A 26,328-nucleotide genomic window follows, 5' to 3' on the forward strand; every position below is an offset into this window, starting at 1 on the left:
ATGATGAACAAACTACCTCAAGAAACACGCGTTGTCATCGGGATGTCCGGTGGCGTCGATTCATCTGTAGCAGCTCTTTTATTAAAAGAGCAAGGTTATGATGTAATCGGAATTTTTATGAAAAACTGGGATGATACAGATGAGAATGGTGTCTGCACAGCAACAGAAGATTACAATGATGTAATTGAAGTGTGTAACCAAATTGGCATTCCGTATTATGCAGTAAACTTTGAAAAACAATACTGGGATAAAGTATTTACGTACTTCTTAGATGAGTACCGAGCTGGTCGTACACCAAACCCAGATGTAATGTGTAACAAAGAAATTAAATTTAAAGCATTTTTAGAGCATGCGATTGCGCTTGGTGCTGATTATGTAGCGACAGGTCATTATGCACGCGTTGCTTATATGGACGGCGAATATAAAATGCTTCGCGGCGTTGATGATAATAAAGACCAAACGTATTTCTTGAATCAATTAAGCCAAGAGCAATTATCAAAAACGATGTTCCCATTAGGTGAATTAAAGAAACCGCAAATTCGTGAAATGGCGACAGAAGCTGGTTTAGCGACAGCGGCGAAGAAAGATAGTACTGGTATTTGCTTTATCGGTGAGCGTAACTTTAAAGATTTCTTAAGCAACTATTTACCAGCGCAACCAGGTGTGATGCAAACATTATCTGGTGAAGTGAAAGGAAAACATGACGGTTTAATGTACTATACAATTGGACAACGTCATGGTCTTGGTATTGGTGGTAACGGTGATCCGTGGTTTGCTGTTGGGAAAAACTTGAAAGAAAACATTTTATATGTTGATCAAGGATTCCATAACGAACTTCTATATGGTGATGAAGTTATTGCTACGAATATCGGCTGGGTAAGTAATGAAGCGAAAGAAAAAGAATTTAAGTGCACAGCGAAATTCCGTTATCGTCAAGAAGACAATAAAGTAACGGTTCAAATCGTTGATGAAAATACAGTTCGTATTCTTTGTGATGAGCCAATTCGTGCAATTACACCAGGACAAGCAGTTGTTTTCTATGATGGAGATGAGTGCTTAGGCGGTGCTACAATTGATGAAGTATATCGTAGTGGTAAGAAATTGGATTATTTAGGATAAAATGAGAAGCCTCTGCCGATTAGCGGTTAGAGGTTTCTTTTACATAAAGCGAATTTTCGTTCGCTTGGAAAATACATTCTTTGTTATAATTTGTTGTAGAGGTGAAGGACATGTCAAACAAACTTGAAACAGGTATTCAATATATGCAAGAAGGAAACTGGGAAGAAGCTGCTAAAAATTTCACAGAAGCAATCGAAGAAAATCCGAAAGATGCGCTTGGATACATTAATTTTGCGAACTTATTAGATGTACTAGGTGATAGTGAAAGAGCAATTTTATTTTATAAACGTGCAGTAGAATTAGATGATAAATCTGCAGCTGCTTATTATGGATTAGGAAATGTATATTACGGTCAAGAGCAATTTGCAGAGGCAAAGGCTGTATTTGAACAAGCGATGCAAGCGGGATTACAATCAGCTGATGTAACATTTATGTTAGGTATTACACATGTGCAGCTTGGAAATGATCGTCTTGCACTTCCATTTTTACAAAGAGCAACAGAATTAGATGAAAACGATGTAGAAGCTGTGTTCCAGTGCGGACTTTGCTTTGCACGTTTAGAACATATTCAAGAGGCGAAACCTTATTTTGAAAAGGTATTAGAAATGGATGAAGAGCATGCAGATGCGTATTATAATTTAGGTGTTGCGTACGTATTTGAAGAAAATAACGAGAAGGCTCTTACTTTATTTAAGAAAGCAACTGAAATTCAGCCAGATCACTTTTTAGCTGGTAATGGTGTTCGTTTATTGGAGCAAGAAGCTGAATAAGATGAAAATATAGTTTAATGGGTAGTTATCCCTCATCTAAATAGGTGGGGGATGTACTGCTCATTAAAGTGAAACGAACCGGAAAGGAGAGGAAAGATGGGAAATCAACATGCAATGGATTTGTTTGAGGAAGATAAAAAGTTTATAAAAGCGCAAGTTCTTCATACCATTTTCCACAACGAAGAAAACCTCTATTCCGTTGTCAGTATGAAAGTCATTGAGACGAATGAAACGTACGACGAAAAAAAAGTGATGATAAACGGTCATTTTCCCCGCATGCATGAAGATGAAGTGTTTACATTGACAGGGCATTTTAAAGACCATCCGAAGTATGGGAAACAATATTTAGTTGAAACATTTAAGAAAGAGTTACCGCAAACAAAAGCTGGTATGGTGCAATATTTAGCGAGTGATTTATTTAAAGGGATAGGAAAGCGTACAGCTGAAAAAATTGTGGATCATCTTGGGGAACATGCCATCTCTAAAATTATGGATGATCCGGATGCGTTAAATGGTGTTGTCAATAAGCAAAAAGCTCAAGAAATATATGAGACAATTGTTGAACATCAAGGACTAGAGAAAGTAATGAGTTTTTTAAATGGTTACGGTTTTGGAACGAAGCTTTCTATTAAGATTTACCAGCAATATAAAGAGATGACATTAGAAGTGATTCGTAATAATCCGTATAAGCTTATTGAAGAAGTGGACGGGATTGGATTTGGAAGAGCGGATGATATAGGACGTGCGTTAGGTATATCGGGTAATCATAATGACCGTGTACGTGCGGGTTGTTTTTATACGTTAGAGAATGTTTCATTGCAACTTGGTCATGTTTATATGGGGAAAAATCAACTTGTAAGAGAAACGATGTCACTTTTAAATAATCAAGAAGGAAGAGTGACCGAGGAAGACATTGTAGCTTGCGTTGAAATGATGCAAAGTGAAGGGAAAGTTATCATAGAAGAAGAACGAGTGTATTTAGCATCGTTATTCTACTCTGAAAAAGGTGTTGTAAAGTCTATTCGCAGGCTTATGAATCAGGAGGAAACACCTTCATTTCCTGAAGCAGAAGTGTTAAAGACGTTAGGTCAAATTGAAGAACAACTGAATGTACAGTATGCACCGTTTCAGCAAGAAGCGATTCAAACGGCACTTCATAAACCGATGATGTTATTGACAGGTGGACCAGGAACAGGGAAAACAACAGTTATTAAAGGAATTGTTGAAATGTATGCGTCACTTCACGGCCTATCGTTAAATCCGAATGAATACAGTGACGATAATCCATTTCCGATATTATTAACGGCCCCAACAGGAAGAGCAGCGAAGCGAATGAGTGAATCAACAGGGCTTCCAGCTTGTACAATTCACCGTTTACTTGGCTGGACCCCAGAAGGGTCTTTCCAGCGTAATGAAACGGATCCGGTACAAGGGAAATTGCTTATTATTGATGAATTTTCAATGGTTGATATTTGGCTTGCAAATCAGCTGTTTAAATCATTGCCGACTAACATTCAAGTTATCGTTGTAGGTGATGAAGATCAATTACCATCTGTAGGACCTGGACAAGTGTTGAAAGATTTATTGAATGCAGGTGCAGTTCCAACAGTGAAGCTTACTGAAATTTATCGTCAAGCGGAAGGCTCATCTGTTATTCAACTTGCCCATGCGATAAAAAATGGAACGCTCCCACCAGATTTAGCGCAAAATCAAAAAGATCGTTCATTTATCGGCTGTACAGGAGCTCAAATTGTTGAGGTTGTTAAGAAGGTTTGTGAAAATGCTAAGACAAAAGGGTTTAGCGCAAGAGATGTACAAGTACTGGCCCCGATGTATCGTGGCCCTGCCGGTATTAATGTACTAAACGAAGCGTTGCAAGAAGTGTTTAATCCGAAAAGGGAAAAGAGTAAAGAAATTGCTTACGGTGATGTTGTATACCGAAGAGGCGATAAAGTACTGCAACTCGTTAATCAACCGGAGAGCCAAGTGTTTAATGGTGATATCGGAGAAATTGTTTCGGTGTTTTATGCGAAAGAGAACGTTGAACAACAAGATATGATTATCGTTTCATTTGATGGAATTGAGGTAACGTATACAAAGCCAGACTTAAATCAAATTACACATGCCTATTGCTGCTCGATTCATAAATCGCAAGGTAGTGAGTTTCCGATTGTGATTATGCCGATAGTGAAAAGTTACAATCGTATGTTACGTCGTAATTTAATTTACACTGGTATTACAAGAAGTAAAAAGTTCCTCATTATTTGCGGTGAGGAAGCAGCTTTCCAATCTGGTGTAAATCGCCTTGATGATGCAATGCGTCAAACGACTTTAGCGAATCGTTTGCAAGAATCACAAGGAGAAGTACAGATGGTAACAGTTAATGGCGAAGAAATGGACGTGGAAAACATTTCACCGTATGATTTCATGTAACAAGGTGAAATTATATAGTGAAACTTTCAAACGTATAACGTTGAAAGGCTCCAGCAATGTATAAATGAATGCGGTTTGGACATAATGGCGAATAGAATCTGGGAGACTGTAAGGAGATGAAAGCCATATGTTCATTTGTCCAAATTGCAAAGGGAAAGACATTGGAAAAATAGGTGTCAACCAATTTTATTGCTGGAATTGTTATATCGAATTATCGGTTTCAAAAGGGAAAATCCATACGCATCAAGTAGAGGAAGATGGTTCATTAAGCTCTCTTGATGATTTATTTGATGAGAACGAAAGAACAATCGGATAACGAAAAGGGGGATTTACTTTGAATCTACGCAATTCATTAATCGCATTAGGTGTTGGAGCGGCAGCATATCAATATGCTCGCAAGCAAGATGTATTTTCAAAACGCAATATGAAAAAAGCACGTAAGATGATTAAATCTTATTTATAAGCGCAAAAAACTCCCTTCATGATAAGGGAGTTTTTTTATGCACTTGTATGTAAATATAAAAGTCCAATTTCAGAGAAGAGATAAGATAGGCCGTAACATCCAACGCCAAGCATTCCGTAATGAAATAACTGCTTCGCCCTTTCTTTTCGCGAGGAACGAATAAAGAAACCTTTCCAAATCCCAAACCCGATACAAACCCATTCAAGAATCATAAAAAGTGCTGATAATACGAGCATAAATAAAACCATTATTAGCCCTCCTGATTATATTGTTTCATGCTGCATTCTCAGGGGTGGTTGTCCTTGTTATGTTATGTATATGTATGTCTTTACAAAACAGTATGGTCTGCACGAAAAGATTTTAAAACTTTTGCACATAACCTACCCTGTTTATTTTCAAAATAAAGGTGGAGGAGGTTTTTCGTGTGAAGAATCTTAAAATCATTTGGATATATCGTTTAGGGTTATTGTTACTTGTATTTCTTTGTTTACTTGTCTTTTTAAAAATTAAGCCGCTATGGGCACCGATTATTTTTGTATTTAAAGTGGCAATTACACCGTTTCTTATTGCATGCTTTATTGCGTATTTATTACATCCTTTAATTGAAAAAATTCATAAAGAAGGGATGCCACGTACACTTGCTATCTTGCTTATTTACATCCTTTTCTTTGGCGGAATTGGTTATGGGATTTATAAAGGAACGCCAGTTGTTATTAAACAGTTACAAGAGATTAATGAACAATTTCCGCAGTTTACAAAAATGTATGATTCTTGGATGGATGGCGTCACAGAACAAACAGCAAATTTCCCATCATTTATTCATGAAAAGGTGAAACAAATTTTTGTTGGTGTAGAAACGAAGATACAATCACTTTTAAATAAAGTGATGAGTACGGCTCGTGGCGTACTGGATTCGTTGCTTATTATTTTCTTAATACCGTTCATTGTATTTTACATATTAAAAGATTACGGTGAATTTTATCACATCTTTTGGAAACTAGTCCCAAGTAAGTGGCGTAGTACAGGGCAAATGCTGGCGAAAGAAATTGATAAGTCACTCGGAAGTTATATTCGAGGACAGTTGTTTGTTTGCTTAGTATTAGGGGGAGTATCTGTTCTTTCCTTTTGGTTTATCGGTATGAAATATCCACTATTACTCGGCATTATTATTGGGGTAACGGATATAATCCCGTACTTCGGTCCTATTTTAGGGGCGATTCCGACATTGATGATTGCGGCAACGGTATCAACGAGTTTACTCATTAAGGCGGGAATTACGATTGCTATTTTGCAGTTTTTGGAAAGTAACATTTTATCACCTTACATCGTTGGTAAGTCACTTCGTATGCATCCTGTTATTATTATGCTTGCATTACTAGTTGGAGGAGAGATAGCTGGGATTGTAGGATTACTAATATCAGTTCCAATTTTAGCGGTTATTCGTACAGTGATTGTTCATGTAAGACCTCTTTGGAAAAAAGAAGATGTGTAATATGAAAGCCCTCAACTTATAAAAGTAGAGGGCTTTCATTATGTAGAGAGTTGCTCGTGTATTTGTTGAACGAGAGAGCTTACATCATTTGTTTGAATATGCTTTATTTTTTTCCATTCATTATCGTACATAAATATAATTTGATTGCTGAAAAGCCGCTTTTGCTCTTTTAGATTAGAAATGTTTGCAAAAGAGTACTCTTCAAATATTGGGTTCTTACTTACATCTGGTCCATAAAAGAAGAGCCGTTTGTTCGTTAAAATTAACAGTCCTGGTCTTGCAACGGAACGATAAATAAATATATCTAATGAACATGCAGTGTAAAATAATATCGTTTCGTCAGTCGTTAATATGTTTTTAGCCTTGTTCAATAAAGTTGTCATTTTGCTCACTCCTTTATTATTGATAATTTAATTATAACAAAAAAAATATTCTGAAAAAAATATAGAGGTAGTACAATTTATTAATAAATGCATAATATATTGAAAGGCTGTTAAGAATGAATAGTAGAATAACTATGGTTAATGCAATATAAATGATTATCTACATTGACAAACTTAAGAGAATTCTATTATATTTAGTCATATAATACATTAAATCAATGACGGAAAAAGTACGTTACAGTCCATTTATAGAGAGAAGCTTCCATATGGCTGAAAGAAGCTTTAAATGAAGGGTAACAGAAAGCTAATCCTGAGAGCAGCTAATCACTGCCGTCTTGCCACGTTACGGCACCATGAGGTGATGAATTGATTGTTATAATAATCAATTCATAATTAGGGTGGTATCGCGAGTTAACTCTCGTCCCTTTTATAGGGGCGGGAGTTTTTTATATTTAAGGAGGAAAATACAATGAAACAACTAACAGGCGCACAAATTCGTCAAATGTTTTTAGACTTTTTCCAAGAAAAAGGACATGCAGTAGAACCTAGTGCATCACTAGTTCCGCATGAAGATCCATCTCTGTTATGGATTAACAGTGGTGTAGCGACATTAAAAAAATATTTTGATGGACGTGTAATCCCGCAAAATCCACGTATTACAAATGCCCAAAAATCAATTCGTACAAACGATATTGAAAATGTAGGGAAAACAGCTCGTCACCATACATTCTTTGAAATGTTAGGAAACTTCTCAATCGGTGATTACTTTAAAGAAGAAGCAATTACTTGGGCTTGGGAATTCTTAACGAGCGACAAATGGATCGGATTCGATAAAGAATTACTATCAGTTACAATCCATCCAGAAGATGAAGAAGCATTCACAATTTGGAATGAAAAAATGGGTGTTCCAAAAGAGCGCATCATCCGTTTAGAAGAAAACTTCTGGGATATCGGTGAAGGACCAAGCGGACCGAATACAGAGATTTTCTATGACCGCGGAGAAGCTTATGGTAATGACTTTAGTGACCCAGAATTATATCCAGGCGGAGAAAACGAGCGTTACTTAGAAGTATGGAACCTTGTATTCTCTCAATTTAACCATAATCCAGACGGTTCATATACACCGCTTCCTAAGAAAAACATCGATACAGGGATGGGTCTAGAGCGTATGACATCTATCGTTCAAGATGTACCTACAAACTTTGATACAGACTTATTCATGCCGATGATTGGCGCAACAGAATCAATTTCTGGTGAGAAGTATCGTAATGGTGACTTAGAAAAAGATATGGCGTTTAAAGTAATTGCTGACCATATCCGTACAGTAACATTTGCTGTAGGTGACGGTGCTCTTCCATCTAACGAAGGCCGTGGTTATGTATTACGTCGTTTATTACGCCGCGCGGTTCGTTATTCGAAAAAATTAAACATCAACCGTCCATTCATGTTTGAATTAGTGCCGGTTGTTGGAGAGGTAATGAAAGACTTCTACCCAGAAGTACTTGAAAAGAAAGATTTCATAGCAAAAGTTGTGAAAAATGAAGAAGAGCGTTTCCATGAAACACTTCATGATGGGGAAGCAATTTTAGCTGAAGTTATCACAAAAGCAAAAGAAGAAAAAACAACTGTTATTTCTGGAGTAGATGCGTTCCGTCTATATGACACATATGGTTTCCCGATTGAATTAACAGAAGAATATGCAGAAGAAGCTGGTATGACAGTTGATCAGGAAGGCTTTGAAAGTGAAATGGAAAAACAACGTGAGCGCGCACGTGCTGCTCGTCAAGACGTTGATTCTATGCAAGTTCAAGGCGGTGTCCTTGGAGAAGTGAAAGTAGCGAGCGAGTTCGTTGGTTACGGTACAGTTGCAACAGAAAGTAACGTTGTTGCACTTGTGAAAAACGGCGAATACACAGATAGCTTACAAGCTGGTGAAGAAGGGCAATTAATGCTTGATGTAACACCATTCTATGCTGAGAGCGGTGGGCAAATTGCAGACCGTGGTTACCTTCTTGCTGACGGCGTGAAAGTACTTGTAAAAGACGTACAAAAAGCACCAAATGGTCAAAACTTACACAAAGTTGTTGTTGAAGAAGGTACATTAACGAAAGATGCGGCTGTGAAAGCTATTATCGACACGAAAAACCGTAGTAGCGTTGTGAAAAACCATACAGCAACTCACTTACTACACCAAGCATTAAAAGACGTACTTGGAACGCATGTTAACCAAGCAGGTTCTCTTGTAACTTCTGAACGTTTACGCTTTGATTTCTCTCACTTCGGTCAAGTACAAGCTGACGAATTAGAAAAAATTGAGCGTATCGTAAACGAGAAAATTTGGGAAAGTATTGATGTTGAGATTTCTCAAAAAGCAATTGAAGAAGCGAAAGAAATGGGCGCAATGGCATTATTCGGTGAAAAATACGGTGATGTTGTACGCGTTGTACAAGTAGGCGATTATAGCTTAGAGCTTTGCGGTGGTTGTCACGTTGATAACACAGCTTCAATTGGTATTTTCAAAATCGTTGCTGAGTCTGGTATCGGTGCAGGAACGCGTCGTATTGAAGCAGTAACTGGTAAATCTGCATACGAATTAATGAACGATCAAGTAGGTTTATTAAAAGAAGCAGCAGGAAAAATGAAAACAAACCCGAAAGATATTTTAACAAGAGTGGATGGTTTATTTGCTGAAGTAAAACAACTTCAAAAAGAAAACGAATCTCTTGCTGCAAAATTAAGCAATATTGAAGCTGGAAACTTAACTGATTCAGTAATGACAGTTGATGGCGTAAACGTATTAGCAGCGAAGGTAAACGTTGCAGATATGAACAACTTACGTACGATGATGGATGACCTGAAAAATAAATTAGAGTCTGCAGTTGTCGTATTAGCGTCTGTAAATGATGATAAAGTAAACATCTTAGCTGGCGTAACGAAAGATTTAATTAGCCAAGGTTACCATGCTGGTAAACTTGTGAAAGAAGTAGCTTCTCGTTGTGGCGGCGGTGGTGGTGGCCGTCCTGACATGGCTCAAGCAGGCGGTAAAAACCCAGCGCAAGTTGAGGAAGCTTTAGCATTTGTACAAGAGTACGTTAAATCTGTTTCAAAATAAAGAGATAGTAGTGTACAATGGTAGGGAGAGGAGAAGTTCTTCTCCCTATACTTACTATATAAGTGAGGTGCTTGAAATGGACGGTTTTGATAAAACAATGAAGTTTAGCATTCAAGATGAAAAACAGAGTGTCCATGTAAATGATGTACTTTTAACTGTGTATGATGCACTTCAAGAAAAAGGCTATAATCCGATTAACCAAATCGTCGGTTATTTATTAAGTGGAGACCCAGCATACATACCTCGCCATAAAGATGCACGAAGCATCATTCGCAAGCTTGAACGTGATGAGTTAATTGAAGAGCTTGTGAAATCGTACTTGAAACATCATCGTGAGGAGTAGTTTATGCGGATATTAGGTTTAGATGTAGGTACAAAAACAGTCGGAGTTGCAATGAGCGACGAAATGGGCTGGACAGCGCAAGGGCTGGAAACAATCAGGATTAACGAAGAACGAGGTCACTTTGGTTTTGATCGTATTTCTGAGTTAGTAAAGCAGTACAATGTGGACAAAATAGTAGTAGGTTTACCTAAAAATATGAATGGTACAATTGGCCCACGTGGTGAAGCGTGCCAGCAATTTGCAGAAAACCTGCGAAATCTGTTACAATTAGAAGTTGTAATGTGGGACGAGCGTTTGTCAACGATGGCAGCGGAACGTCTGCTCATTTCAGCTGATGTGAGTCGTAAGAAGCGAAAACAGGTAATTGATAAGATGGCTGCAGTCGTAATCTTACAAGGATTTTTAGATAGTAAATAAGAGGTGACCAAAATGGAAGAAAATCAAATTACAATTGTAGACGAAAAAGGTAACGAACATTTATGTGAAATTATTTTCACTTTTGATGCTGAAAAATTTGGCAAAAAATCATACGTAGTCTTCTCTCCAATCGGTGAAGTAGACGAAGATGGAGACCAAATTTATGATGCAATGGCTTATGAGCAAAATGAAGAAGAGGGCGGAAGTTTACTTCCAATCGAATCTGAAGAAGAGTGGGAAATGGTACAAGAAATGTTCAACACTCTAGCTGATGAGCAAGAAGCTGAATAATAAGTACTGAAAAGGTGGACGACATATAGTCCACCTTTTTTTATATGTAAAATGAAAGATTTTTTGTCGAAACCGTGTAATCCTTTGTAGTATAATGAGACGGATTGTAGAAAAATAAAATGTCTATCTAAAAAAAAGATAAATAAATTTATTGTGTTTTTATATCGTGTTGTATAGAAAGATATACATACGGTCTACAATTTAATTAAGGAGGAAGAGTGTTGATAGAGAATCAAGTGAAAAAAAAGCGTAGACGTCTTTTTTTATTTTCGATTATTGCACTGCTTTTAGTTTGTGGTTCAGTCTATGCGTATATTTCATCCGCATTAGGACCAGTTGATAGCGGGAATAAAAAAGAGATTGAAGTAGAAATTCCAAAAGGATCATCTACTAGTAAAATTGGTGAGATTTTAGAAGAAAAAGGTGCTGTGAAAAACGGTACAGTTTTTAGTTTTTATACAAAGGCTAAATCTAAAAATTTACAAGCGGGTACATATTTATTAAATCCTTCAATGAGTGCCTCAGATGTTATTGAACAAATGTCATCTGGTAATGTACATCGTCCAGCTCTTTATAAAGTGACGATAAAAGAAGGTGCACAAGTAACTGAAATTGCAGAAACGGTTGCAAACGAATTAAAGTGGAATAAAGATGATGTCGTACGTCAATTAAACGATAAAGCATTTATTCAAAAAATGCAGCAAAAGTATCCGAAGTTGTTAACGGATAAAATCTTTGATAGCAATATTAAATATCCATTAGAAGGTTATTTATATCCTGCGACGTACTCTTTCTATAAAAAAGATACGACGTTAGAAGAAATTGTAATTCCAATGCTTGAGAAAACGAATGCAATCATTGTTCAAAACGAGGCAAAAATGAAAGCGAAAAACTGGGATGTTCATCAGCTTTTAACATTGTCTTCACTTATTGAAGAAGAGGCAACAGGCTTTACAGATCGTCAAAAAATCTCTAGTGTCTTTTATAATCGTTTGGAAAAAGGTATGCCCCTGCAAACTGATCCAACGGTATTATATGCACTTGGAAAGCATAAACAACGTGTATTATACGAAGATTTAAAGGTAAACTCACCGTACAATACGTATGTTGTGAAAGGATTGCCGGTTGGTCCGATCGCAAACTCTGGTAAACATTCAGTGGAAGCGGCGTTAGAGCCTGCACAAACAGATTATTATTATTTCTTAGCTGCACCAACTGGTGAAGTGTACTATGCGAAAACATTGGAAGAGCATAATGCATTAAAGCAAAAATATATTACGAAAAAACAGTGAAATGGGGAGGGATAGCGAAAAATGTCGCACATCCCTCTTTTTTGTGGTAAAATATATCGGGTTAAAAACTGGCAGAAGAATCGTTTTTAATATCAAAACGGGACGTACAAGCTAAGGATGAAGCTGGCTTGTATTTTTATTGCATTCTATGTGTGAAAAGACGTCATAGAGGCACTTCTCCATGTAAATAAGGAGGACCATTATGGAGGATGCAGTTAACGAGTACCTATTATCATTTATTGATCCGAAAGATAAATTAATTCTTGAAATGGAAGATTATGCGAAAGAAAATCATGTGCCGATTATGGATCGACTTGGAATGGAATTTATGTTGCAATTTTTACGTTTAATTGGACCAAAAAGCATTTTAGAGCTTGGTACAGCAATTGGTTATTCTAGTATTCGTATGATGCAAGCTATTCCAAATTCTCGTATTGTGACAGTTGAACGCAATCGCGAGCGATATGAAAAAGCACTTGAATATATAGAACGTTCATCAGTTAAAGAGCGTATTTCTGTTATTTACGGTGATGCGTTAGAAACAGGTGAGCAAGTAGAAGAACATGGAACGTTTGACGTTATTTTTATTGATGCAGCAAAAGGACAATATCGTCGCTTTTTTGACTTATATGAACCGTTATTAAACCCTGGTGGCGTAATTATTTCAGATAATGTTATGTACCATGGCCTTGTAACGACAAAAGAGAAAATTGAAAACAGACGTACACGTGGTTTAATCCGTCGTATTAAGACGTACAATGAATGGCTTATGAACCATGAAGGATATGATACAACGATTTTCCCAATTGGTGATGGAGTAGCTGTTAGTAAAAAGAGAGGGTGACCAAGGTATGAAGAAACCTGAATTGTTAGTAACGCCAAAAGCAGTAGTGGATATCGAACCTCTTGCGAAAGCAGGAGCAGATGCGGTAATGATCGGTGAGCAAAAGTTCGGTTTACGTTTAGCAGGGGAATTTTCACGTGAAGATGTGAAACAAGCTGTGAAGATTGCGCATGAAAATGGTGTGAAAGTATACGTAGCAATGAACGCTATGTTCCACAATGATAAAGTAGACGAATTAACAGATTATGTTGCATTTTTAAACGAAGTAAGTGTAGATGCAATTGTTTTCGGAGACCCAGCAGTATTAATGGCGGTCCGAGAGGTAGCGCCAAATATGCAATTGCACTGGAATACAGAAACAACAGCAACAAACTGGTTTACTTGTAACTACTGGGGACAAAGAGGAGCAAAACGCGCTGTATTAGCTCGTGAGCTTAGCTTAGATGAGATTGTTGAATTAAAAGAAAATGCTGAAGTGGAACTTGAAGTACAAATTCACGGTATGACTTGTATGTTCCAATCGAAGCGTTCCTTAGTAGGAAACTACTTTGAGTATCAAGGACGTAATCTTGACATTGAAAAGAAAAAATATGAAGAGAATATGTTCTTATATGACCCAGAGCGTAACAATAAATATCCAATTTATGAAGATGAAAATGGTACTCACATTATGAGTCCAAACGATATTTGTTTCATCGATGAGTTAGAAGAACTAATTGACGCTGAAGTCGCTAGCTTAAAAGTTGATGGTGTACTAAAAAGCTCTGCATACATTATTGAGGTAACGAAGAAATATCGTAAAGCAATTGATTTATGTGTAGAAGATCGTGATGCGTATTATGACGTGAAAGACGATTTATATAAAGAGATAGAAGAAATGCAACCAGTAAATCGTCCGTTAGATACAGGATTCTTCTTTAAAGAGACGGTTTACTAAACGAGGAGGGTGTAGGAAATGACTGTACAAGAAATTTCACGAGTAATCGATGGCAAACGCGTTATTGTGAAGAAACCTGAACTGTTAATCCCTGCGGGTAACTTAGAAAAATTAAAAGTAGCTATCCATTATGGGGCAGATGCTGTATATTTAGGTGGACAAGAATTTGGTCTTCGTTCGAATGCAGGTAACTTTACACTGGAAGAAATGGCAGAAGGTGTTGAATTTGCAAAGAAATATGGAGCAAAAATATATGTAACAACAAATATCTTTGCACATAATGAAAATATGGACGGGCTAGAGGAATATTTAAAAGGGATTGAAAAAGCTGGCGTAACGGGAATTATCGTTGCTGATCCGCTTATTATTGAGACTTGTAAACGTGTAGCGCCTTCTGTTGAAGTGCATTTAAGTACACAACAATCACTATCCAACTGGAAAGCAGCACAGTATTGGAAAGAAGAAGGTTTACATCGTCTTGTATTAGCTCGTGAAGCAAGCTATGAAGAAATGAAAGAAATTAAAGAAAAAGTGGATATTGAAATTGAAGCATTCGTCCATGGTGCAATGTGTATCGCATATTCAGGCCGATGTACGTTAAGTAACCATATGACAGCACGTGACTCTAACCGTGGTGGTTGTTGTCAATCTTGCCGTTGGGACTATGATTTAGTTCAAACAGTATCACAACATAAAGATGCAAAAGAGCTTCCTCTATTCCAAGAAGAAGATGCTCACTTTGCAATGAGTCCAAAAGATTTAAATTTAATTTTATCAATTCCGAAAATGATTGAAATTGGAATTGATAGCTTAAAAGTTGAAGGACGTATGAAATCAATCCATTACGTAGCAACTGTAGCAACGGTATACCGTAAAGTAATTGATGCGTATTGTGCGGATCCGGATAATTTTGAGTTTAAACAAGAATGGTTAGATGAGCTTGATAAATGTGCAAATCGTGATACAGCTCCCGCATTCTTTGAAGGGGTTCCAGGACATCAAGAGCAAATGTTTGGAAATCATAGTAAGAAAACAACGTATGATTTCGCTGGTTTAGTGTTAGATTATAATGAAGAAACAGGCATCGTAACGATTGAGCAACGTAATCATTTCAAACCAGGACATGAAGTGGAGTTCTTTGGGCCAGAAATAGAAAACTTTACGCAGACGGTGGAGAAAATTTGGGATGAGGATGGAAACGAATTAGATGCAGCGAGACATCCGCTGCAAATCGTGAAATTCAAAGTGGATCAACCAGTGTATGTGAATAATATGATGCGCAAAAGCATACTTCAATAAGAAAGAGTTGATAGTCGAATGGGGACGAATAAGCCTGTTGTAATTGGAATTGCTGGTGGTTCGGGATCAGGTAAAACGAGTGTAACGAAAGCGATTTTTGACCATTTTAAAGGTCATTCTATTTTAATCTTAGAGCAAGATTATTATTACAAAGATCAAAGCCATTTACCAATGGAAGAGCGTTTAAAAACAAATTATGATCATCCGCTTGCGTTTGATAATGATCTGTTAATTGAACATTTGCAGCAGTTACTTGCATATGAGCAAATTGATAAGCCTGTATATGACTATACATTGCATACGCGTTCAGAAGAAGTTATTCCAGTTGAGCCGAAAGATGTAATCATTTTAGAAGGAATTCTTATTTTAGAAGACCCACGTCTTTGTGAGTTAATGGACATTAAGCTATTCGTTGATACAGATGCAGATCTTCGTATTTTACGCCGCATGCAGCGTGATATTAAGGAACGCGGCCGTACGATGGATTCAGTTATTGATCAATACGTAAGTGTTGTACGTCCAATGCACAATCAATTTATTGAGCCTTCTAAGAAATTTGCGGATATTATTATCCCTGAAGGTGGACAAAACCATGTTGCAATTGATATTATGGTGACAAAAATTGCAACAATTCTTGAACAAAAAGTAAATTTGTAATAGCATAGTAAAAGATATACGATAGGAAGGGATTTTTTCCCTTCCTATCGAATACAATGAAACATGCAACCTCATCTATATATAGGTGAGGGCATATTTATATCAACTTTCCATACATATCTTCTTTATATAAAGAGGAATTGGGAATACGGGGTTGTATGTGACAACTCCGCTAGTACAGGTGTGCTAGAAACCTCCGCTATACATATAAGTGGGGGAGTTTTCATATGGAACTCCTCTTTTTTTTCGGGGGATTGGTATATAAAAGGAGTGGAAAATATGGCAACAGAAAAAACATACCCTATGACGCAAGAGGGTAAGCAAAAGCTAGAGAACGAACTTGAAGATTTAAAAACGGTAAAACGTAAAGAGGTTGTAGAGCGAATTAAGATTGCACGTAGCTTCGGAGATCTTTCTGAGAACTCTGAGTACGATGCAGCGAAAGATGAGCAAGCGTTCGTAGAAGGACGTATTACACAATTAGAAAACATGATTCGTAACGCAGTTATCATCACAGATAACGGCGAAGAGTCTACAGTTGTTACATTAGGTAAAACAGTAACATTTAAAGAGTTACCAGGTGGAGATGAAGAATCTTACACAATCGTAGGTAGCGCAGAAGCAGATCCATTTGAAGGAAGAATTTCTAACGATTCTCCAATTGCAAAAAGCTTATTAGGTAAGCAAATTGGTGAGAAGGTAGCAATCCAAACTCCAGGTGGAGAAATGCAAGTAGAGATTATCTCTGTAAAATAATAAAAAATCACTCGTGTAAAAGCGAGTGATTTTTTTATTTGTATAAAAGATGAAACACTCCGTCCAAACTATAATAGACGAGGTGTTTTTTATGAAAATAAAACGGAGAATTACAATTGTTTTAATTTGTTTTATATGTATCATGTTTATTTTACTTTGTCGTTTAATTCAAATACAAATTATAGATACAGAATCATTTACAGATCGTAAGATAAATTTAATTGAAAAAAGTGTTACACAACGGACGCAGTCCATTACGGTAGATGATGGACGAGGCCATTTTATAGATCGGAACGGTAAGGAAATAGGTGAGAAAAAGTATCCTGTTTTAATTATTTTTCCATTTCTACAAATAAAAAATGACATGTTAGAGAAAATTGCGCATATCATTGGTGTGTCGAGACAAGAGATTGAAAGTCAAATGAAAGACAAGAAAAGTGCATTTATCATGCAAAGGGGAAATGGTCCATTTCGCTTGGCACGAGAGCAGATGGAGAAGATAAATCAATTAAATGTATTAGGTATTGTAGCAGCTGAAGTTCGTTTACGGCAAACTGGCAGGGTGAATCATTTAATTGGCGATGTGGGGGAGAATGAACGAGAATTTCAAAAACGATACGGAGAAGTAAGAAAAATTTCAAGGCAAACGCCAATTGGTATTTCAGGATTGCAGCAATCATTTGATGAATTTCTTTTGACCGATGGAGAGGCAAAAGTATTGTATCAAGTGGACCGACAAGGGGAACCGATTTTTGGAAAACAAGCAAAATATACTGCTCCTGGAAATCCGTTTTATCCAGTGACGATTCAAACAACTTTACATAACAGGTTACAGCAAAAAGCAGAAGAAGTGCTTGAAGCAAGCGAAATAAAGAAGGGGGGATTAGTATTACTTGATGTAAAGACAAATGAAATTTTAGCGATGGTCAGTAAACCATCTGTGCAGGTGAAGGATGAGCGTTTATATACAACTACACTTGAAAATCAAATGTTGACACCACATTTTCCTGGTTCTGTTTTTAAAACAATAGTTGCAGCGGCAGTGATTGATCAAAATGAAAATGTGTTTAATCGTACATTTAATTGTAATCAAGATTTATATGGTGAAGACCACCCACAGGTTATGATGGGTACACTTAGTTTTAAAGAGAGCTTTGCTAGAAGCTGTAACAGGACATTTTCAGAGTTAGGTAATGAGCTAATACAAAAGGATAAGATGGTGTTAGAAACTTACGTAGCGGCGTTAGGAGCCGCTAGTAAGGTTGGATGGAAAGATTCTGTATTTCATACAACTCATTTTGAGCAAATGCCAGAGGAGAAGAGGGTTACGATTTGGGGTAGTGAAGGAAATAAGAATAGTAAAAAGGCGGTAGCGCAAACAGCAATTGGACAGAAAGATGTACGTATGTCACCTCTAGCGATTGCAAATATGATGGCGACGATTGCTAGAGGTGGAGAAAAGATGGAAGTGAAAGCTGTGGAAAAAATAATGTATAAAAATGGAACGGACTTCTATACATTTGAAGACCATACATTAGGTGGAAAACAGCTTTCCTATGAAACGGTGAAAACATTACAAGAGTTATTAAGGGGCGTTGTAACAACGGAGAAAGGAACAGGAGCAGCATTCAGGTCGTTACCACTAAGTGTTGCCGGAAAATCTGGGACAGCGCAAACAGGAAAAGGGATGAAAGTGAATCGTTGGTTTGCAGGTTATTTTCCATATGAAAATCCAAGATATGCTTTAGTTGTCGTGGATATAGAAACGAATAGCAATGTAAATAAAGTTACACCTATTTTCAAAGCTATCGTAGAATCAATCTATCGATTAGAGAATGAAAAGTAATCTTGCAATTCATAGTGAAATGTTTTCATTTCGTGAAAATATTATTGTAAATGTTCAACCTTTCTAGATTTAATGTTACAATAGCAAGTATGAAAAACTGCATGGAGGTTTGAAGAATGGCAGGAGGATCTAGATTCCAACAGAAACAACAAAAACGTCGTCAAAACGGTGTTTTAAATATTGCAATTGCAATTGTATTAATATTAGTAGCTATTGTATCATATCAATTGTTTGTTCCTGAAAGAAAAGAGCAAGCGTCTTCTAGTGATAAAAAAGTAGCTCAGCAAACAACAAAAGAGAATAAAGCTGAGAAAGCTAAAGGCAAAGAAGAGACGAAGAAGAACGAGCAAGATAAGACAGAGGCTAAGAAGCAGGAAGAAGAAGAGAAGCAAAAGGCTGAGGAAGAACAGAAAAAAGCTGAAGAAGAAGCGAAAGCTAACGAGAAAGCACCAGCTGAAAAAACACAGTCACAGGCAACAGATGCTTATACGAAATCTTCTTGGAAGCCAGTAGGTACAGAGCAAGGTGCAACACCTGCGATGACGTTTAAAAAAGGTACAGCAGATTGGAATGAGATGAATCAAGCGATTTCAGCTGCAATTGACGTTCCAGTAAATCAATTAGTTATCCATAGAATTGGAAATAACGGTAAGAATAAAGCTTACGGTAACGTACAAGATAAACAATCAGGTAAAAAATATTATGTGAATATTGATTGGGTAGAAAATGAGGGCTGGAAACCAGTACTTGTTCAAACTCTAAACTAAAAAAGAGAGGCTCCTTAAGAGCTTCTCTTTTTTAGTTAGCGTAATTTCTTTAATTTAAAATGAACAACCGCGCTATAATATGGTCTTTTGCTTTCGGGATCCATAACCGTTTGATGCGAGATGTGATGAACTTCAAGCATAAGTGCTTTATTATTATCGATTTGTTCGCTAATTTTTCGTTCCAAAGAAGCTAAGTCTCCTGCTTCGAAAAACTCTACTTTATCTTCTAACATTTCAAAGGTAAATGACACGAAGACGACCCCTCTCCTATGTAATCAACTATAGTGTAACAAAGAAAAGAAGGAAATACCATGTACATTTCAATTGACATTTTTAGCAAGAGGGCATATCATACTGATAAAACCGATAAGAAAAAGGGGAATTTTTATGGGGACAGAATTTAATGGTTTATTTGATGAGTGGGCTCATACGTACGACTCATTCGTACAAGGCGAAGATATACAATATAAAGAAGTTTTCGCTCGTTATGAGGATATTCTAGAGGATGTAGTTAACAAGTCATTTGGTAATGTATTAGAATTTGGTGTTGGTACTGGAAATTTAACAAGTAAATTATTACTTGCTGGCCACATAGTTTACGGTATAGAACCGTCACGTGAAATGCGCATGATTGCAAAAGAGAAATTGCCGCAAGAGTTTTCGATTACAGAAGGTGATTTTCTTTCGTTTGAAGTTCCAAATTCAATTGATACCATTGTAAGCACCTATGCATTTCATCATTTAACAGATGATGAAAAAAATGTAGCGATTGCGAACTATAGTCAATTGCTAAACAAAGGTGGTAAAATAGTGTTTGCTGATACGATATTTGCAGATCAAGATGCATATGATAAAACTGTTGAAACAGCAAAACAAAGAGGTTTCCATCAGTTAGCGAACGATTTGCAAACGGAATATTATACACGTATTCCAATCATGCAGTCTATTTTTGAAAACAATGGCTTCCATGTAACGTTTACGAGATTAAATCATTTCGTTTGGGTAATGGAGGCAACTAAGCAATAGAAAGAGGGATTAGATTGAGAATTGCTGTAATTGGAGCAATGGAAGAAGAAGTACGTATTTTACGTGACAAATTAGAACAAGCAGAAACAGAAACGGTTGCGGGTTGTGAATTTACGAAAGGACAATTAGCAGGACATGAAGTAATCTTGTTAAAGTCTGGTATTGGTAAAGTAAATGCAGCGATGTCAACGACAATTTTATTAGAAAGATATAAGCCTGAAAAAGTAATTAATACTGGTTCAGCTGGTGGCTTCCATCATTCTCTAAACGTTGGAGATGTAGTTATTTCAACAGAAGTTCGTCATCATGACGTAGATGTAACAGTATTTAACTATGAGTATGGTCAAGTACCAGGAATGCCGCCTGCATTTAAAGCTGATGAAGCATTAGTTGCATTAGCTGAGAAATGTATGCAGGCAGAAGAAAATATTCAAGTTGTAAAAGGTATGATTGCAACAGGTGATTCATTTATGAGTGATCCGAACCGCGTTGCAGCAATCCGTGATAAATTTGAAGACCTTTATGCAGTAGAAATGGAAGCAGCAGCTGTTGCACAAGTATGCCACCAATATGAAGTTCCGTTTGTTATTATTCGTGCACTTTCTGATATTGCTGGTAAAGAATCAAATGTTTCATTTGATCAATTTTTAGATCAAGCAGCTCTTCATTCTACAAACTTTATCGTAAAAGTATTAGAAGAGTTAAAGTAATGTAACAAAAAGGCAACTGTCTCATATAAAGAAAATACATACAGTTGCCTTTTCTTTATTGGCAAATAAGGGGGAGAACACGATGAATGTATATCGTGGAGTTCATGAGTTGATTGGTCATACACCAATTGTAGAAATTACTCGTTTTTCACTTCCAGAAGGGGTCCGTTTATTTGCAAAGCTTGAATTTTATAACCCAGGTGGAAGCGTTAAGGACCGTTTAGGAAGAGAATTAATCGAAGATGCGCTAGAAAAAGGGCTTGTTACCCAGGGTGGAACAATTATTGAACCAACTGCTGGAAATACTGGTATTGGACTGGCACTTGCAGCGTTACAACATGATTTACGCGTTATTGTTTGTGTACCAGAGAAATTTAGTATTGAAAAACAAGAATTAATGAAAGCACTAGGCGCAACGGTCGTGCATACACCGACTGAGCAAGGAATGACCGGCGCAATTGCAAAAGCAAAAGAATTAGTAAATGAAATACCGAATTCATACTCTCCAAGTCAGTTTGCGAATGAAGCAAACCCGCGTGCTTATTTCAAAACACTAGGTCCTGAACTTTGGTCGGCACTTAGCGGAGAGATTAACATATTTGTTGCAGGAGCAGGAACTGGTGGTACATTCATGGGGACTGCATCTTATTTGAAAGAAAAAAATGTAGATATAAAAACGGTTATTGTGGAACCAGAAGGATCCATTTTAAATGGTGGTAAAGCTGGTTCGCATGAAACAGAAGGGATCGGCCTTGAATTCATCCCGCCATTTTTGAAAACATCTTATTTTGATGAAATTCATACAATTTCTGATCGAAATGCATTTTTACGAGTAAAGGAATTAGCGCAAAAAGAAGGACTGCTTGTTGGGAGCTCTTCAGGAGCAGCATTTCATGCAAGTTTACTTGAAGCAGAGCAAGCGGCACCAGGTACAAATATTGTAACGATTTTTCCTGATAGTAGTGAGCGTTATTTAAGTAAAGACATATACAAAGGATGGGAATAAAAAATGAGAGCAAAGACAAAGTTAATTCATGGTATTCGCATAGGAGAACCTTCAACTGGATCTGTAAATGTACCGATTTATCAAACAAGTACGTACAAACAAGAAGCAGTTGGTAAGCATCAAGGATATGAATATTCACGTACAGGCAACCCAACACGTGCAGCTTTAGAAGAAATGATTGCAGTATTAGAAAACGGTCATGCTGGTTTTGCATTTGGTTCAGGAATGGCTGCTATTACAGCTACAATTATGTTGTTCTCAAAAGGTGACCACGTTATTTTAACAGATGATGTGTATGGTGGAACGTACCGCGTTATCACGAAAGTATTAAATCGCTTCGGTATTGAGCATACATTTGTAGATACAACCAACTTAGAGGAAGTTATAGAAGCAATTCGTCCGAATACGAAAGCGATTTATGTGGAAACACCAACGAACCCATTACTGAAAATTACTGATATTAAGAAAATATCTACTCTTGCTAAAGAGAAAGATTTATTAACAATTATCGATAACACATTCATGACGCCATATTGGCAGTCGCCGATTACTTTAGGAGCAGACATTGTACTTCATAGTGCAACGAAATATTTAGGAGGTCATAGTGACGTAGTTGCAGGCCTAGTAGTTGTAAATAGCCCGCAATTAGCAGAAGACCTTCACTTTGTACAAAACTCAACAGGAGGCATTCTTGGCCCACAAGATAGCTTCTTACTACTTCGTGGTTTAAAAACATTAGGAATTCGAATGGAAGAGCATGAAACGAATTCACGCGCAATTGCCGAGTTTTTAAATAACCATCCAAAAGTAAATAAAGTATATTACCCAGGTCTTGCATCACATCAAAACCATGAACTAGCGACAGAACAAGCAAATGGATTTGGTGCTATTATCTCATTTGATGTAGATAGCGAAGAAACATTAAATAAAGTACTTGAGAAATTACAATACTTTACACTTGCTGAAAGTTTAGGAGCAGTAGAAAGTTTAATTTCTATTCCATCTCAAATGACACATGCATCAATCCCAGCAGATCGTCGTAAAGAGCTAGGAATTACAGATACATTAATTCGAATTTCTGTCGGTATTGAAGATGGTGAAGATTTAATTGAAGATTTAGCACAAGCACTAGCATAATAAAAATGCACTGCTCATATAGGCAGTGCATTTTTATTACATCACTTTTGTGAAATGTTTCACAAAATAGACATACACAAATGAAATTATTTCATGTATATTAAATTCATGAAATGTTAATCACGAACAAACTTGTGAAACGTTTCACAAACAATGAGGTTCATGTAGGAAAGCAACTCTATTTTTTTTGCGCTAATCGGGACTTATTATGACCTATAGGGTCTTATTTAGTCCATAATAGCAGAATAGGAGGAATTTACATGGTAGTCAAAGAGAAAGTTGTAAATGAAATGCAGGAAGTAAAAGAGATGATTGATACGTTAGTGAATAACGGTCGAAAGGCTTTACAAGCATTAGAAAGTTTTACACAAGAGCAAATTGACAACATTGTTCACGAAATGGCATTAGCAGGTGTGGATCAACATATGCCACTTGCAAAGTTGGCTGTTGAAGAAACAGGTCGTGGTGTATATGAAGATAAATGTATTAAAAATATTTTTGCTACTGAATATATTTGGCATAGCATAAAAAAAGATAAAACAGTAGGGATTATCCACGAAGATCCTCATGAAGAAATAATAGAAATTGCGGAACCTGTCGGTGTAGTAGCTGGGGTAACGCCAGTAACGAATCCAACGTCGACAACAATGTTTAAAGCATTGATCGCGATAAAAACGAGAAATCCAATTATTTTCGCATTTCATCCTTCAGCACAAAGCTGTTCCATTGCAGCAGCGAAAACAGTATATGACGCTGCGGTGAAGGCCGGGGCACCAAAACATTGTATTCAGTGGATTGAAAGACCTTCTGTCGAAGCAACGAAACAATTAATGAACCATGAAGGGGTTGCACTTGTTTTGGCCACTGGAGGAGCAGGTATGGTGAAATCAGCTTATTCTACTGGAAAACCAGCGCTAGGTGTAGGTCCTGGTAATGTACCATGCTATATAGAGAAATCAGCGCATATAAAACGAGCTGTTAATGATTTAATTTTATCAAAAACATTTGATAACGGTATGATTTGTGCATCAGAACAAGCAATCATTGTAGATAAGGAAATTTATGATGATGTGAAAAAAGAAATGATTGCAAACAATTGTTACTTTGTAACAGAAGAAGAGAGAAGAAAATTAGAAAAGCTTGTTATTAATGAAAATACATGTGCAGTAAATAGTGATATTGTAGGGAAATCAGCACAGTACATTGCCGCATTAGTTGGAATTACTGTGCCTGAAAATACAAAAATGCTTGTAGCTGAAATACAAGGTATCGGAGCAGCATATCCACTATCTCGTGAGAAACTGAGTCCAGTATTAGCTTGTGTAAAAGCAAATTCACTAGAAGAGGGACTTACATATTGCGAAGACATGTTAGACCTCGGTGGTTTAGGACATTCAGCAGTCATTCATTCTACAAATAAAGAAGTACAAAAACAATTTGGATTACGTATGAAAGCTTGCCGTCTTATTGTAAACGCCCCTTCATCACAAGGTGGAATCGGTGACATATATAATGGATTTATTCCATCACTTACGCTTGGTTGCGGCTCGTATGGGAAAAACTCAGTTTCTCAAAACGTAACAGCGACGCATTTATTAAATATAAAAAGGTTGGCAAATAGAAAAAAGAATATGCAGTGGTTTAAATTACCACCAAAAATTTATTTTGAAAAACATGCGACAGCATATTTAGCAAATATGCCTAACATTTCACACGCATTTATTGTAACGGATCCAGGAATGGTTGAGCACGGATATGTAGATACGGTTACGCATTATTTACGTAAACATGCAAATGATGTAAAAGTCGAAGTTTTCTTTGAGGTCGAGCCAGATCCATCAGATGAAACTGTGTTTAAAGGTGCGGAAATGATGAGAAGTTTTAAGCCAGATGTAATTATCGCACTTGGTGGTGGTTCAGCTATGGATGCAGCGAAAGGGATGTGGCTTTTCTATGAGCACCCAGAAACAACATTCTATGGAATTAAACAGAAGTTTTTAGATATAAGAAAACGTACATGTAAATATCCGGAATTAGGAAGTAAGGCGCAGTTTGTTGCCATTCCAACAACATCAGGAACAGGATCAGAAGTGACACCATTTGCGGTTATTACAGATAAGAAAAATAATATAAAGTATCCGCTCGCGGATTATGAATTAACACCAGATGTAGCAATTGTTGATCCACAGTTTGTAATGACAGTACCACCACATGTAACAGCAGACACTGGGATGGACGTATTAACGCATGCAATCGAGGCGTATGTGTCTGTTCTAGCAAATGACTATACAGATGGATTAGCATTAAAGGCCATTGATCTCGTATTTAAATATTTACCAAGAGCATTTAAAGATGGAAATGACGAAGAAGCACGAGAAAAAATGCATAATGCTTCTGCAATCGCAGGGATGGCATTTGCAAATGCTTTCCTAGGCATTAATCACAGCTTAGCACATAAAATTGGACCAGAATTTCACATTCCGCATGGGCGTGCGAATGCAATTCTTATGCCGCACGTAGTTCGCTATAATGCTATTAAGCCAAGAAAACACGCATTGTTCCCAAAATATGAGCACTTTGTAGCTGATGAACGCTATGCACATATCGCGAGAATGCTCGGGCTTCCAGCAGGCTCGACAGCAGAAGGTGTGGAATCACTCGTCCAAGCAATTATTGAGCTTGGAAAAAGCTTAAATATAAATATGAGTATTGCAGGACAAGGAGTTGCTAAAGACCAATTTGAAGAGGTTGTTGGATTATTAGCAGAAAGAGCTTTTGAAGATCAATGTACAACAGCTAATCCAAAATTACCTCTCATTTCAGAGCTGAAAGAAATTTATATGGAAGCATATAAAGGTGAGTAATGGTTATGAAAGGGTCGCAATAAAGCGGCTCTTTTTCTTTTGGAAAACATCTCCCAGAATGGCTGTATTTACTGGTCTTTAAGTTTAATAGAATATGATACAGTGAAATGGAGGAGTGAGAATATAATGAAAGAATTACAAGGGAAAATAGAAGATTATACTCGGTTCGGACAAATTCTTCTCGCTGTAAGTACATTGTTAATGGTTGGCTTATTGATTCCGAATGGAGCAAAAGAAACAATACAATCTTTTGTTATGATGGGGAGCACCATTATATTTTTAAGTTTATCATTCTTTTTCTTTCAGCGTGTGAAAGTGATGCGAGATCAGTTAGAGGGAAATGAATGTGAGTAATATTATGAAA

The 26,328-nt window shown here is 36.9% G+C and carries 27 protein-coding genes and 1 other annotated feature; of the genes, 24 read left to right on the top strand and 3 right to left on the bottom strand.

Annotation, left to right across the window (positions count from 1 at the left end; translation table 11 throughout):
* Positions 1-3: 3 nt before the first annotated feature.
* From mnmA to AC1Q8N_RS09445, 5 genes are all read left to right on the top strand, one after another.
* On the top strand, positions 4-1,119 hold the full coding sequence (gene mnmA, locus AC1Q8N_RS09425; RefSeq protein WP_001038022.1) for a tRNA 2-thiouridine(34) synthase MnmA: 1,116 nt from the start codon (positions 4-6) through the stop codon (positions 1,117-1,119).
* A gap of 110 nt (positions 1,120-1,229) precedes the next feature.
* On the top strand, positions 1,230-1,889 hold the full coding sequence (locus tag AC1Q8N_RS09430) for a tetratricopeptide repeat protein (protein ID WP_098079989.1): 660 nt from the start codon (positions 1,230-1,232) through the stop codon (positions 1,887-1,889).
* 96 nt (positions 1,890-1,985) lie between these two features.
* Positions 1,986-4,322: an SF1B family DNA helicase RecD2 gene (gene recD2, locus AC1Q8N_RS09435; protein WP_048541427.1), complete on the top strand. Its 2,337-nt coding sequence runs from the start codon at positions 1,986-1,988 to the stop codon at positions 4,320-4,322.
* Positions 4,323-4,449: 127 nt separating this feature from the next.
* Positions 4,450-4,638, top strand: coding sequence for a YrzR-like zinc ribbon domain (locus tag AC1Q8N_RS09440; protein ID WP_000469281.1), 189 nt, complete (start codon positions 4,450-4,452; stop codon positions 4,636-4,638).
* An 18-nt stretch (positions 4,639-4,656) separates the two neighbouring features.
* On the top strand, positions 4,657-4,785 hold the full coding sequence (locus AC1Q8N_RS09445) for a YrzQ family protein (protein WP_001053553.1): 129 nt from the start codon (positions 4,657-4,659) through the stop codon (positions 4,783-4,785).
* A 35-nt stretch (positions 4,786-4,820) separates the two neighbouring features.
* Here the strand turns inward: AC1Q8N_RS09445 and AC1Q8N_RS09450 are convergent, their stop codons facing one another.
* Positions 4,821-5,033: a hypothetical protein gene (locus AC1Q8N_RS09450; RefSeq protein ID WP_000242555.1), complete on the bottom strand. Its 213-nt coding sequence runs from the start codon at positions 5,031-5,033 to the stop codon at positions 4,821-4,823.
* A 176-nt stretch (positions 5,034-5,209) separates the two neighbouring features.
* Between AC1Q8N_RS09450 and AC1Q8N_RS09455 the strand changes: the two genes are divergently transcribed.
* Positions 5,210-6,277 (top strand): AI-2E family transporter, encoded by a 1,068-nt coding sequence (locus AC1Q8N_RS09455; protein WP_048541428.1) that lies wholly within the window; start codon positions 5,210-5,212, stop codon positions 6,275-6,277.
* Positions 6,278-6,315: 38 nt separating this feature from the next.
* Here AC1Q8N_RS09455 and AC1Q8N_RS09460 read toward each other — a convergent pair whose 3' ends face one another.
* Positions 6,316-6,660: a PH domain-containing protein gene (locus tag AC1Q8N_RS09460; protein WP_048541430.1), complete on the bottom strand. Its 345-nt coding sequence runs from the start codon at positions 6,658-6,660 to the stop codon at positions 6,316-6,318.
* A gap of 209 nt (positions 6,661-6,869) precedes the next feature.
* Positions 6,870-7,089, top strand: a binding site (T-box leader).
* Between the two features lie 40 nt (positions 7,090-7,129).
* On the opposite strand from AC1Q8N_RS09460, the gene alaS reads away from it, so the two are divergent.
* The 12 genes from alaS to AC1Q8N_RS09520 all read left to right on the top strand — a co-directional run bounded on the left by alaS (position 7,130) and on the right by AC1Q8N_RS09520 (position 19,221).
* Complete coding sequence (gene alaS / locus AC1Q8N_RS09465; protein ID WP_048541432.1) at positions 7,130-9,772, top strand: alanine--tRNA ligase; 2,643 nt, start codon at positions 7,130-7,132, stop codon at positions 9,770-9,772.
* A gap of 76 nt (positions 9,773-9,848) precedes the next feature.
* Entirely contained in the window at positions 9,849-10,115 is a 267-nt protein-coding gene (locus AC1Q8N_RS09470) for an IreB family regulatory phosphoprotein (protein WP_000348590.1), read from the top strand.
* A gap of 3 nt (positions 10,116-10,118) precedes the next feature.
* The gene (gene ruvX, locus AC1Q8N_RS09475) at positions 10,119-10,532 is read left to right on the top strand and encodes a Holliday junction resolvase RuvX (protein WP_001221204.1); all 414 of its coding nucleotides are present in this window, start codon (positions 10,119-10,121) and stop codon (positions 10,530-10,532) included.
* 12 nt (positions 10,533-10,544) lie between these two features.
* Positions 10,545-10,823: a DUF1292 domain-containing protein gene (locus AC1Q8N_RS09480; protein WP_000392246.1), complete on the top strand. Its 279-nt coding sequence runs from the start codon at positions 10,545-10,547 to the stop codon at positions 10,821-10,823.
* Between the two features lie 221 nt (positions 10,824-11,044).
* On the top strand, positions 11,045-12,115 hold the full coding sequence (mltG, locus tag AC1Q8N_RS09485) for an endolytic transglycosylase MltG (RefSeq protein ID WP_087985288.1): 1,071 nt from the start codon (positions 11,045-11,047) through the stop codon (positions 12,113-12,115).
* A gap of 202 nt (positions 12,116-12,317) precedes the next feature.
* On the top strand, positions 12,318-12,959 hold the full coding sequence (locus AC1Q8N_RS09490; protein ID WP_046956307.1) for an O-methyltransferase: 642 nt from the start codon (positions 12,318-12,320) through the stop codon (positions 12,957-12,959).
* 7 nt (positions 12,960-12,966) lie between these two features.
* Positions 12,967-13,896, top strand: coding sequence for a peptidase U32 family protein (locus AC1Q8N_RS09495; RefSeq protein ID WP_000742789.1), 930 nt, complete (start codon positions 12,967-12,969; stop codon positions 13,894-13,896).
* Positions 13,897-13,914: 18 nt separating this feature from the next.
* On the top strand, positions 13,915-15,195 hold the full coding sequence (locus tag AC1Q8N_RS09500; RefSeq protein ID WP_000217969.1) for a peptidase U32 family protein: 1,281 nt from the start codon (positions 13,915-13,917) through the stop codon (positions 15,193-15,195).
* Between the two features lie 18 nt (positions 15,196-15,213).
* On the top strand, positions 15,214-15,852 hold the full coding sequence (gene udk, locus AC1Q8N_RS09505; protein WP_000537082.1) for a uridine kinase: 639 nt from the start codon (positions 15,214-15,216) through the stop codon (positions 15,850-15,852).
* Between the two features lie 279 nt (positions 15,853-16,131).
* On the top strand, positions 16,132-16,608 hold the full coding sequence (gene greA / locus AC1Q8N_RS09510; protein ID WP_000179964.1) for a transcription elongation factor GreA: 477 nt from the start codon (positions 16,132-16,134) through the stop codon (positions 16,606-16,608).
* Positions 16,609-16,699: 91 nt separating this feature from the next.
* Complete coding sequence (locus AC1Q8N_RS09515) at positions 16,700-18,454, top strand: peptidoglycan D,D-transpeptidase FtsI family protein (RefSeq protein ID WP_098079987.1); 1,755 nt, start codon at positions 16,700-16,702, stop codon at positions 18,452-18,454.
* Between the two features lie 116 nt (positions 18,455-18,570).
* The gene (locus tag AC1Q8N_RS09520; RefSeq protein WP_000897090.1) at positions 18,571-19,221 is read left to right on the top strand and encodes a YrrS family protein; all 651 of its coding nucleotides are present in this window, start codon (positions 18,571-18,573) and stop codon (positions 19,219-19,221) included.
* 35 nt (positions 19,222-19,256) lie between these two features.
* On the opposite strand, the gene AC1Q8N_RS09525 is transcribed toward AC1Q8N_RS09520, so the two are convergent.
* The gene (locus tag AC1Q8N_RS09525; RefSeq protein ID WP_098079985.1) at positions 19,257-19,472 is read right to left on the bottom strand and encodes a YrzA family protein; all 216 of its coding nucleotides are present in this window, start codon (positions 19,470-19,472) and stop codon (positions 19,257-19,259) included.
* A 136-nt stretch (positions 19,473-19,608) separates the two neighbouring features.
* Here AC1Q8N_RS09525 and AC1Q8N_RS09530 point away from each other — a divergent pair, with 136 nt between their 5' ends.
* From AC1Q8N_RS09530 to AC1Q8N_RS09555, 6 genes are all read left to right on the top strand, one after another.
* Positions 19,609-20,247: a class I SAM-dependent DNA methyltransferase gene (locus AC1Q8N_RS09530; protein WP_098079983.1), complete on the top strand. Its 639-nt coding sequence runs from the start codon at positions 19,609-19,611 to the stop codon at positions 20,245-20,247.
* Positions 20,248-20,261: 14 nt separating this feature from the next.
* Positions 20,262-20,957: a 5'-methylthioadenosine/S-adenosylhomocysteine nucleosidase gene (gene mtnN, locus AC1Q8N_RS09535; protein WP_493521172.1), complete on the top strand. Its 696-nt coding sequence runs from the start codon at positions 20,262-20,264 to the stop codon at positions 20,955-20,957.
* Between the two features lie 82 nt (positions 20,958-21,039).
* On the top strand, positions 21,040-21,963 hold the full coding sequence (locus AC1Q8N_RS09540; protein WP_098079981.1) for an O-acetylserine dependent cystathionine beta-synthase: 924 nt from the start codon (positions 21,040-21,042) through the stop codon (positions 21,961-21,963).
* Positions 21,964-21,966: 3 nt separating this feature from the next.
* Entirely contained in the window at positions 21,967-23,100 is a 1,134-nt protein-coding gene (locus tag AC1Q8N_RS09545; RefSeq protein ID WP_098079979.1) for a bifunctional cystathionine gamma-lyase/homocysteine desulfhydrase, read from the top strand.
* Between the two features lie 260 nt (positions 23,101-23,360).
* A complete protein-coding gene (gene adhE, locus AC1Q8N_RS09550) occupies positions 23,361-25,964 on the top strand; it encodes a bifunctional acetaldehyde-CoA/alcohol dehydrogenase (protein ID WP_098079977.1) in 2,604 nt (867 codons plus the stop codon).
* Positions 25,965-26,090: 126 nt separating this feature from the next.
* Entirely contained in the window at positions 26,091-26,318 is a 228-nt protein-coding gene (locus AC1Q8N_RS09555; RefSeq protein WP_000661459.1) for a YrhC family protein, read from the top strand.
* Positions 26,319-26,328 lie beyond the last annotated feature (10 nt).

The organism is Bacillus sp. GW823-FHT06B01, from assembly GCF_058952315.1.

Excerpts from the sequence above, each read along its gene's own strand:
- mnmA (WP_001038022.1), top strand. The coding sequence starts at position 4 with ATGAACAAACTACCTCAAGAAACACGCGTTGTCATCGGGATGTCCGGT.
- AC1Q8N_RS09430 (WP_098079989.1), top strand. The coding sequence starts at position 1,230 with ATGTCAAACAAACTTGAAACAGGTATTCAATATATGCAAGAAGGAAAC.
- recD2 (WP_048541427.1), top strand. The coding sequence starts at position 1,986 with ATGGGAAATCAACATGCAATGGATTTGTTTGAGGAAGATAAAAAGTTT.
- AC1Q8N_RS09440 (WP_000469281.1), top strand. The coding sequence starts at position 4,450 with ATGTTCATTTGTCCAAATTGCAAAGGGAAAGACATTGGAAAAATAGGT.
- AC1Q8N_RS09450 (WP_000242555.1), bottom strand. The coding sequence starts at position 5,033 with ATGGTTTTATTTATGCTCGTATTATCAGCACTTTTTATGATTCTTGAA.
- AC1Q8N_RS09460 (WP_048541430.1), bottom strand. The coding sequence starts at position 6,660 with ATGACAACTTTATTGAACAAGGCTAAAAACATATTAACGACTGACGAA.
- alaS (WP_048541432.1), top strand. The coding sequence starts at position 7,130 with ATGAAACAACTAACAGGCGCACAAATTCGTCAAATGTTTTTAGACTTT.
- AC1Q8N_RS09470 (WP_000348590.1), top strand. The coding sequence starts at position 9,849 with ATGGACGGTTTTGATAAAACAATGAAGTTTAGCATTCAAGATGAAAAA.
- ruvX (WP_001221204.1), top strand. The coding sequence starts at position 10,119 with ATGCGGATATTAGGTTTAGATGTAGGTACAAAAACAGTCGGAGTTGCA.
- AC1Q8N_RS09480 (WP_000392246.1), top strand. The coding sequence starts at position 10,545 with ATGGAAGAAAATCAAATTACAATTGTAGACGAAAAAGGTAACGAACAT.
- AC1Q8N_RS09490 (WP_046956307.1), top strand. The coding sequence starts at position 12,318 with ATGGAGGATGCAGTTAACGAGTACCTATTATCATTTATTGATCCGAAA.
- AC1Q8N_RS09495 (WP_000742789.1), top strand. The coding sequence starts at position 12,967 with ATGAAGAAACCTGAATTGTTAGTAACGCCAAAAGCAGTAGTGGATATC.
- AC1Q8N_RS09500 (WP_000217969.1), top strand. The coding sequence starts at position 13,915 with ATGACTGTACAAGAAATTTCACGAGTAATCGATGGCAAACGCGTTATT.
- udk (WP_000537082.1), top strand. The coding sequence starts at position 15,214 with ATGGGGACGAATAAGCCTGTTGTAATTGGAATTGCTGGTGGTTCGGGA.
- greA (WP_000179964.1), top strand. The coding sequence starts at position 16,132 with ATGGCAACAGAAAAAACATACCCTATGACGCAAGAGGGTAAGCAAAAG.
- AC1Q8N_RS09515 (WP_098079987.1), top strand. The coding sequence starts at position 16,700 with ATGAAAATAAAACGGAGAATTACAATTGTTTTAATTTGTTTTATATGT.
- AC1Q8N_RS09520 (WP_000897090.1), top strand. The coding sequence starts at position 18,571 with ATGGCAGGAGGATCTAGATTCCAACAGAAACAACAAAAACGTCGTCAA.
- AC1Q8N_RS09530 (WP_098079983.1), top strand. The coding sequence starts at position 19,609 with ATGGGGACAGAATTTAATGGTTTATTTGATGAGTGGGCTCATACGTAC.
- AC1Q8N_RS09540 (WP_098079981.1), top strand. The coding sequence starts at position 21,040 with ATGAATGTATATCGTGGAGTTCATGAGTTGATTGGTCATACACCAATT.
- AC1Q8N_RS09545 (WP_098079979.1), top strand. The coding sequence starts at position 21,967 with ATGAGAGCAAAGACAAAGTTAATTCATGGTATTCGCATAGGAGAACCT.
- adhE (WP_098079977.1), top strand. The coding sequence starts at position 23,361 with ATGGTAGTCAAAGAGAAAGTTGTAAATGAAATGCAGGAAGTAAAAGAG.
- AC1Q8N_RS09555 (WP_000661459.1), top strand. The coding sequence starts at position 26,091 with ATGAAAGAATTACAAGGGAAAATAGAAGATTATACTCGGTTCGGACAA.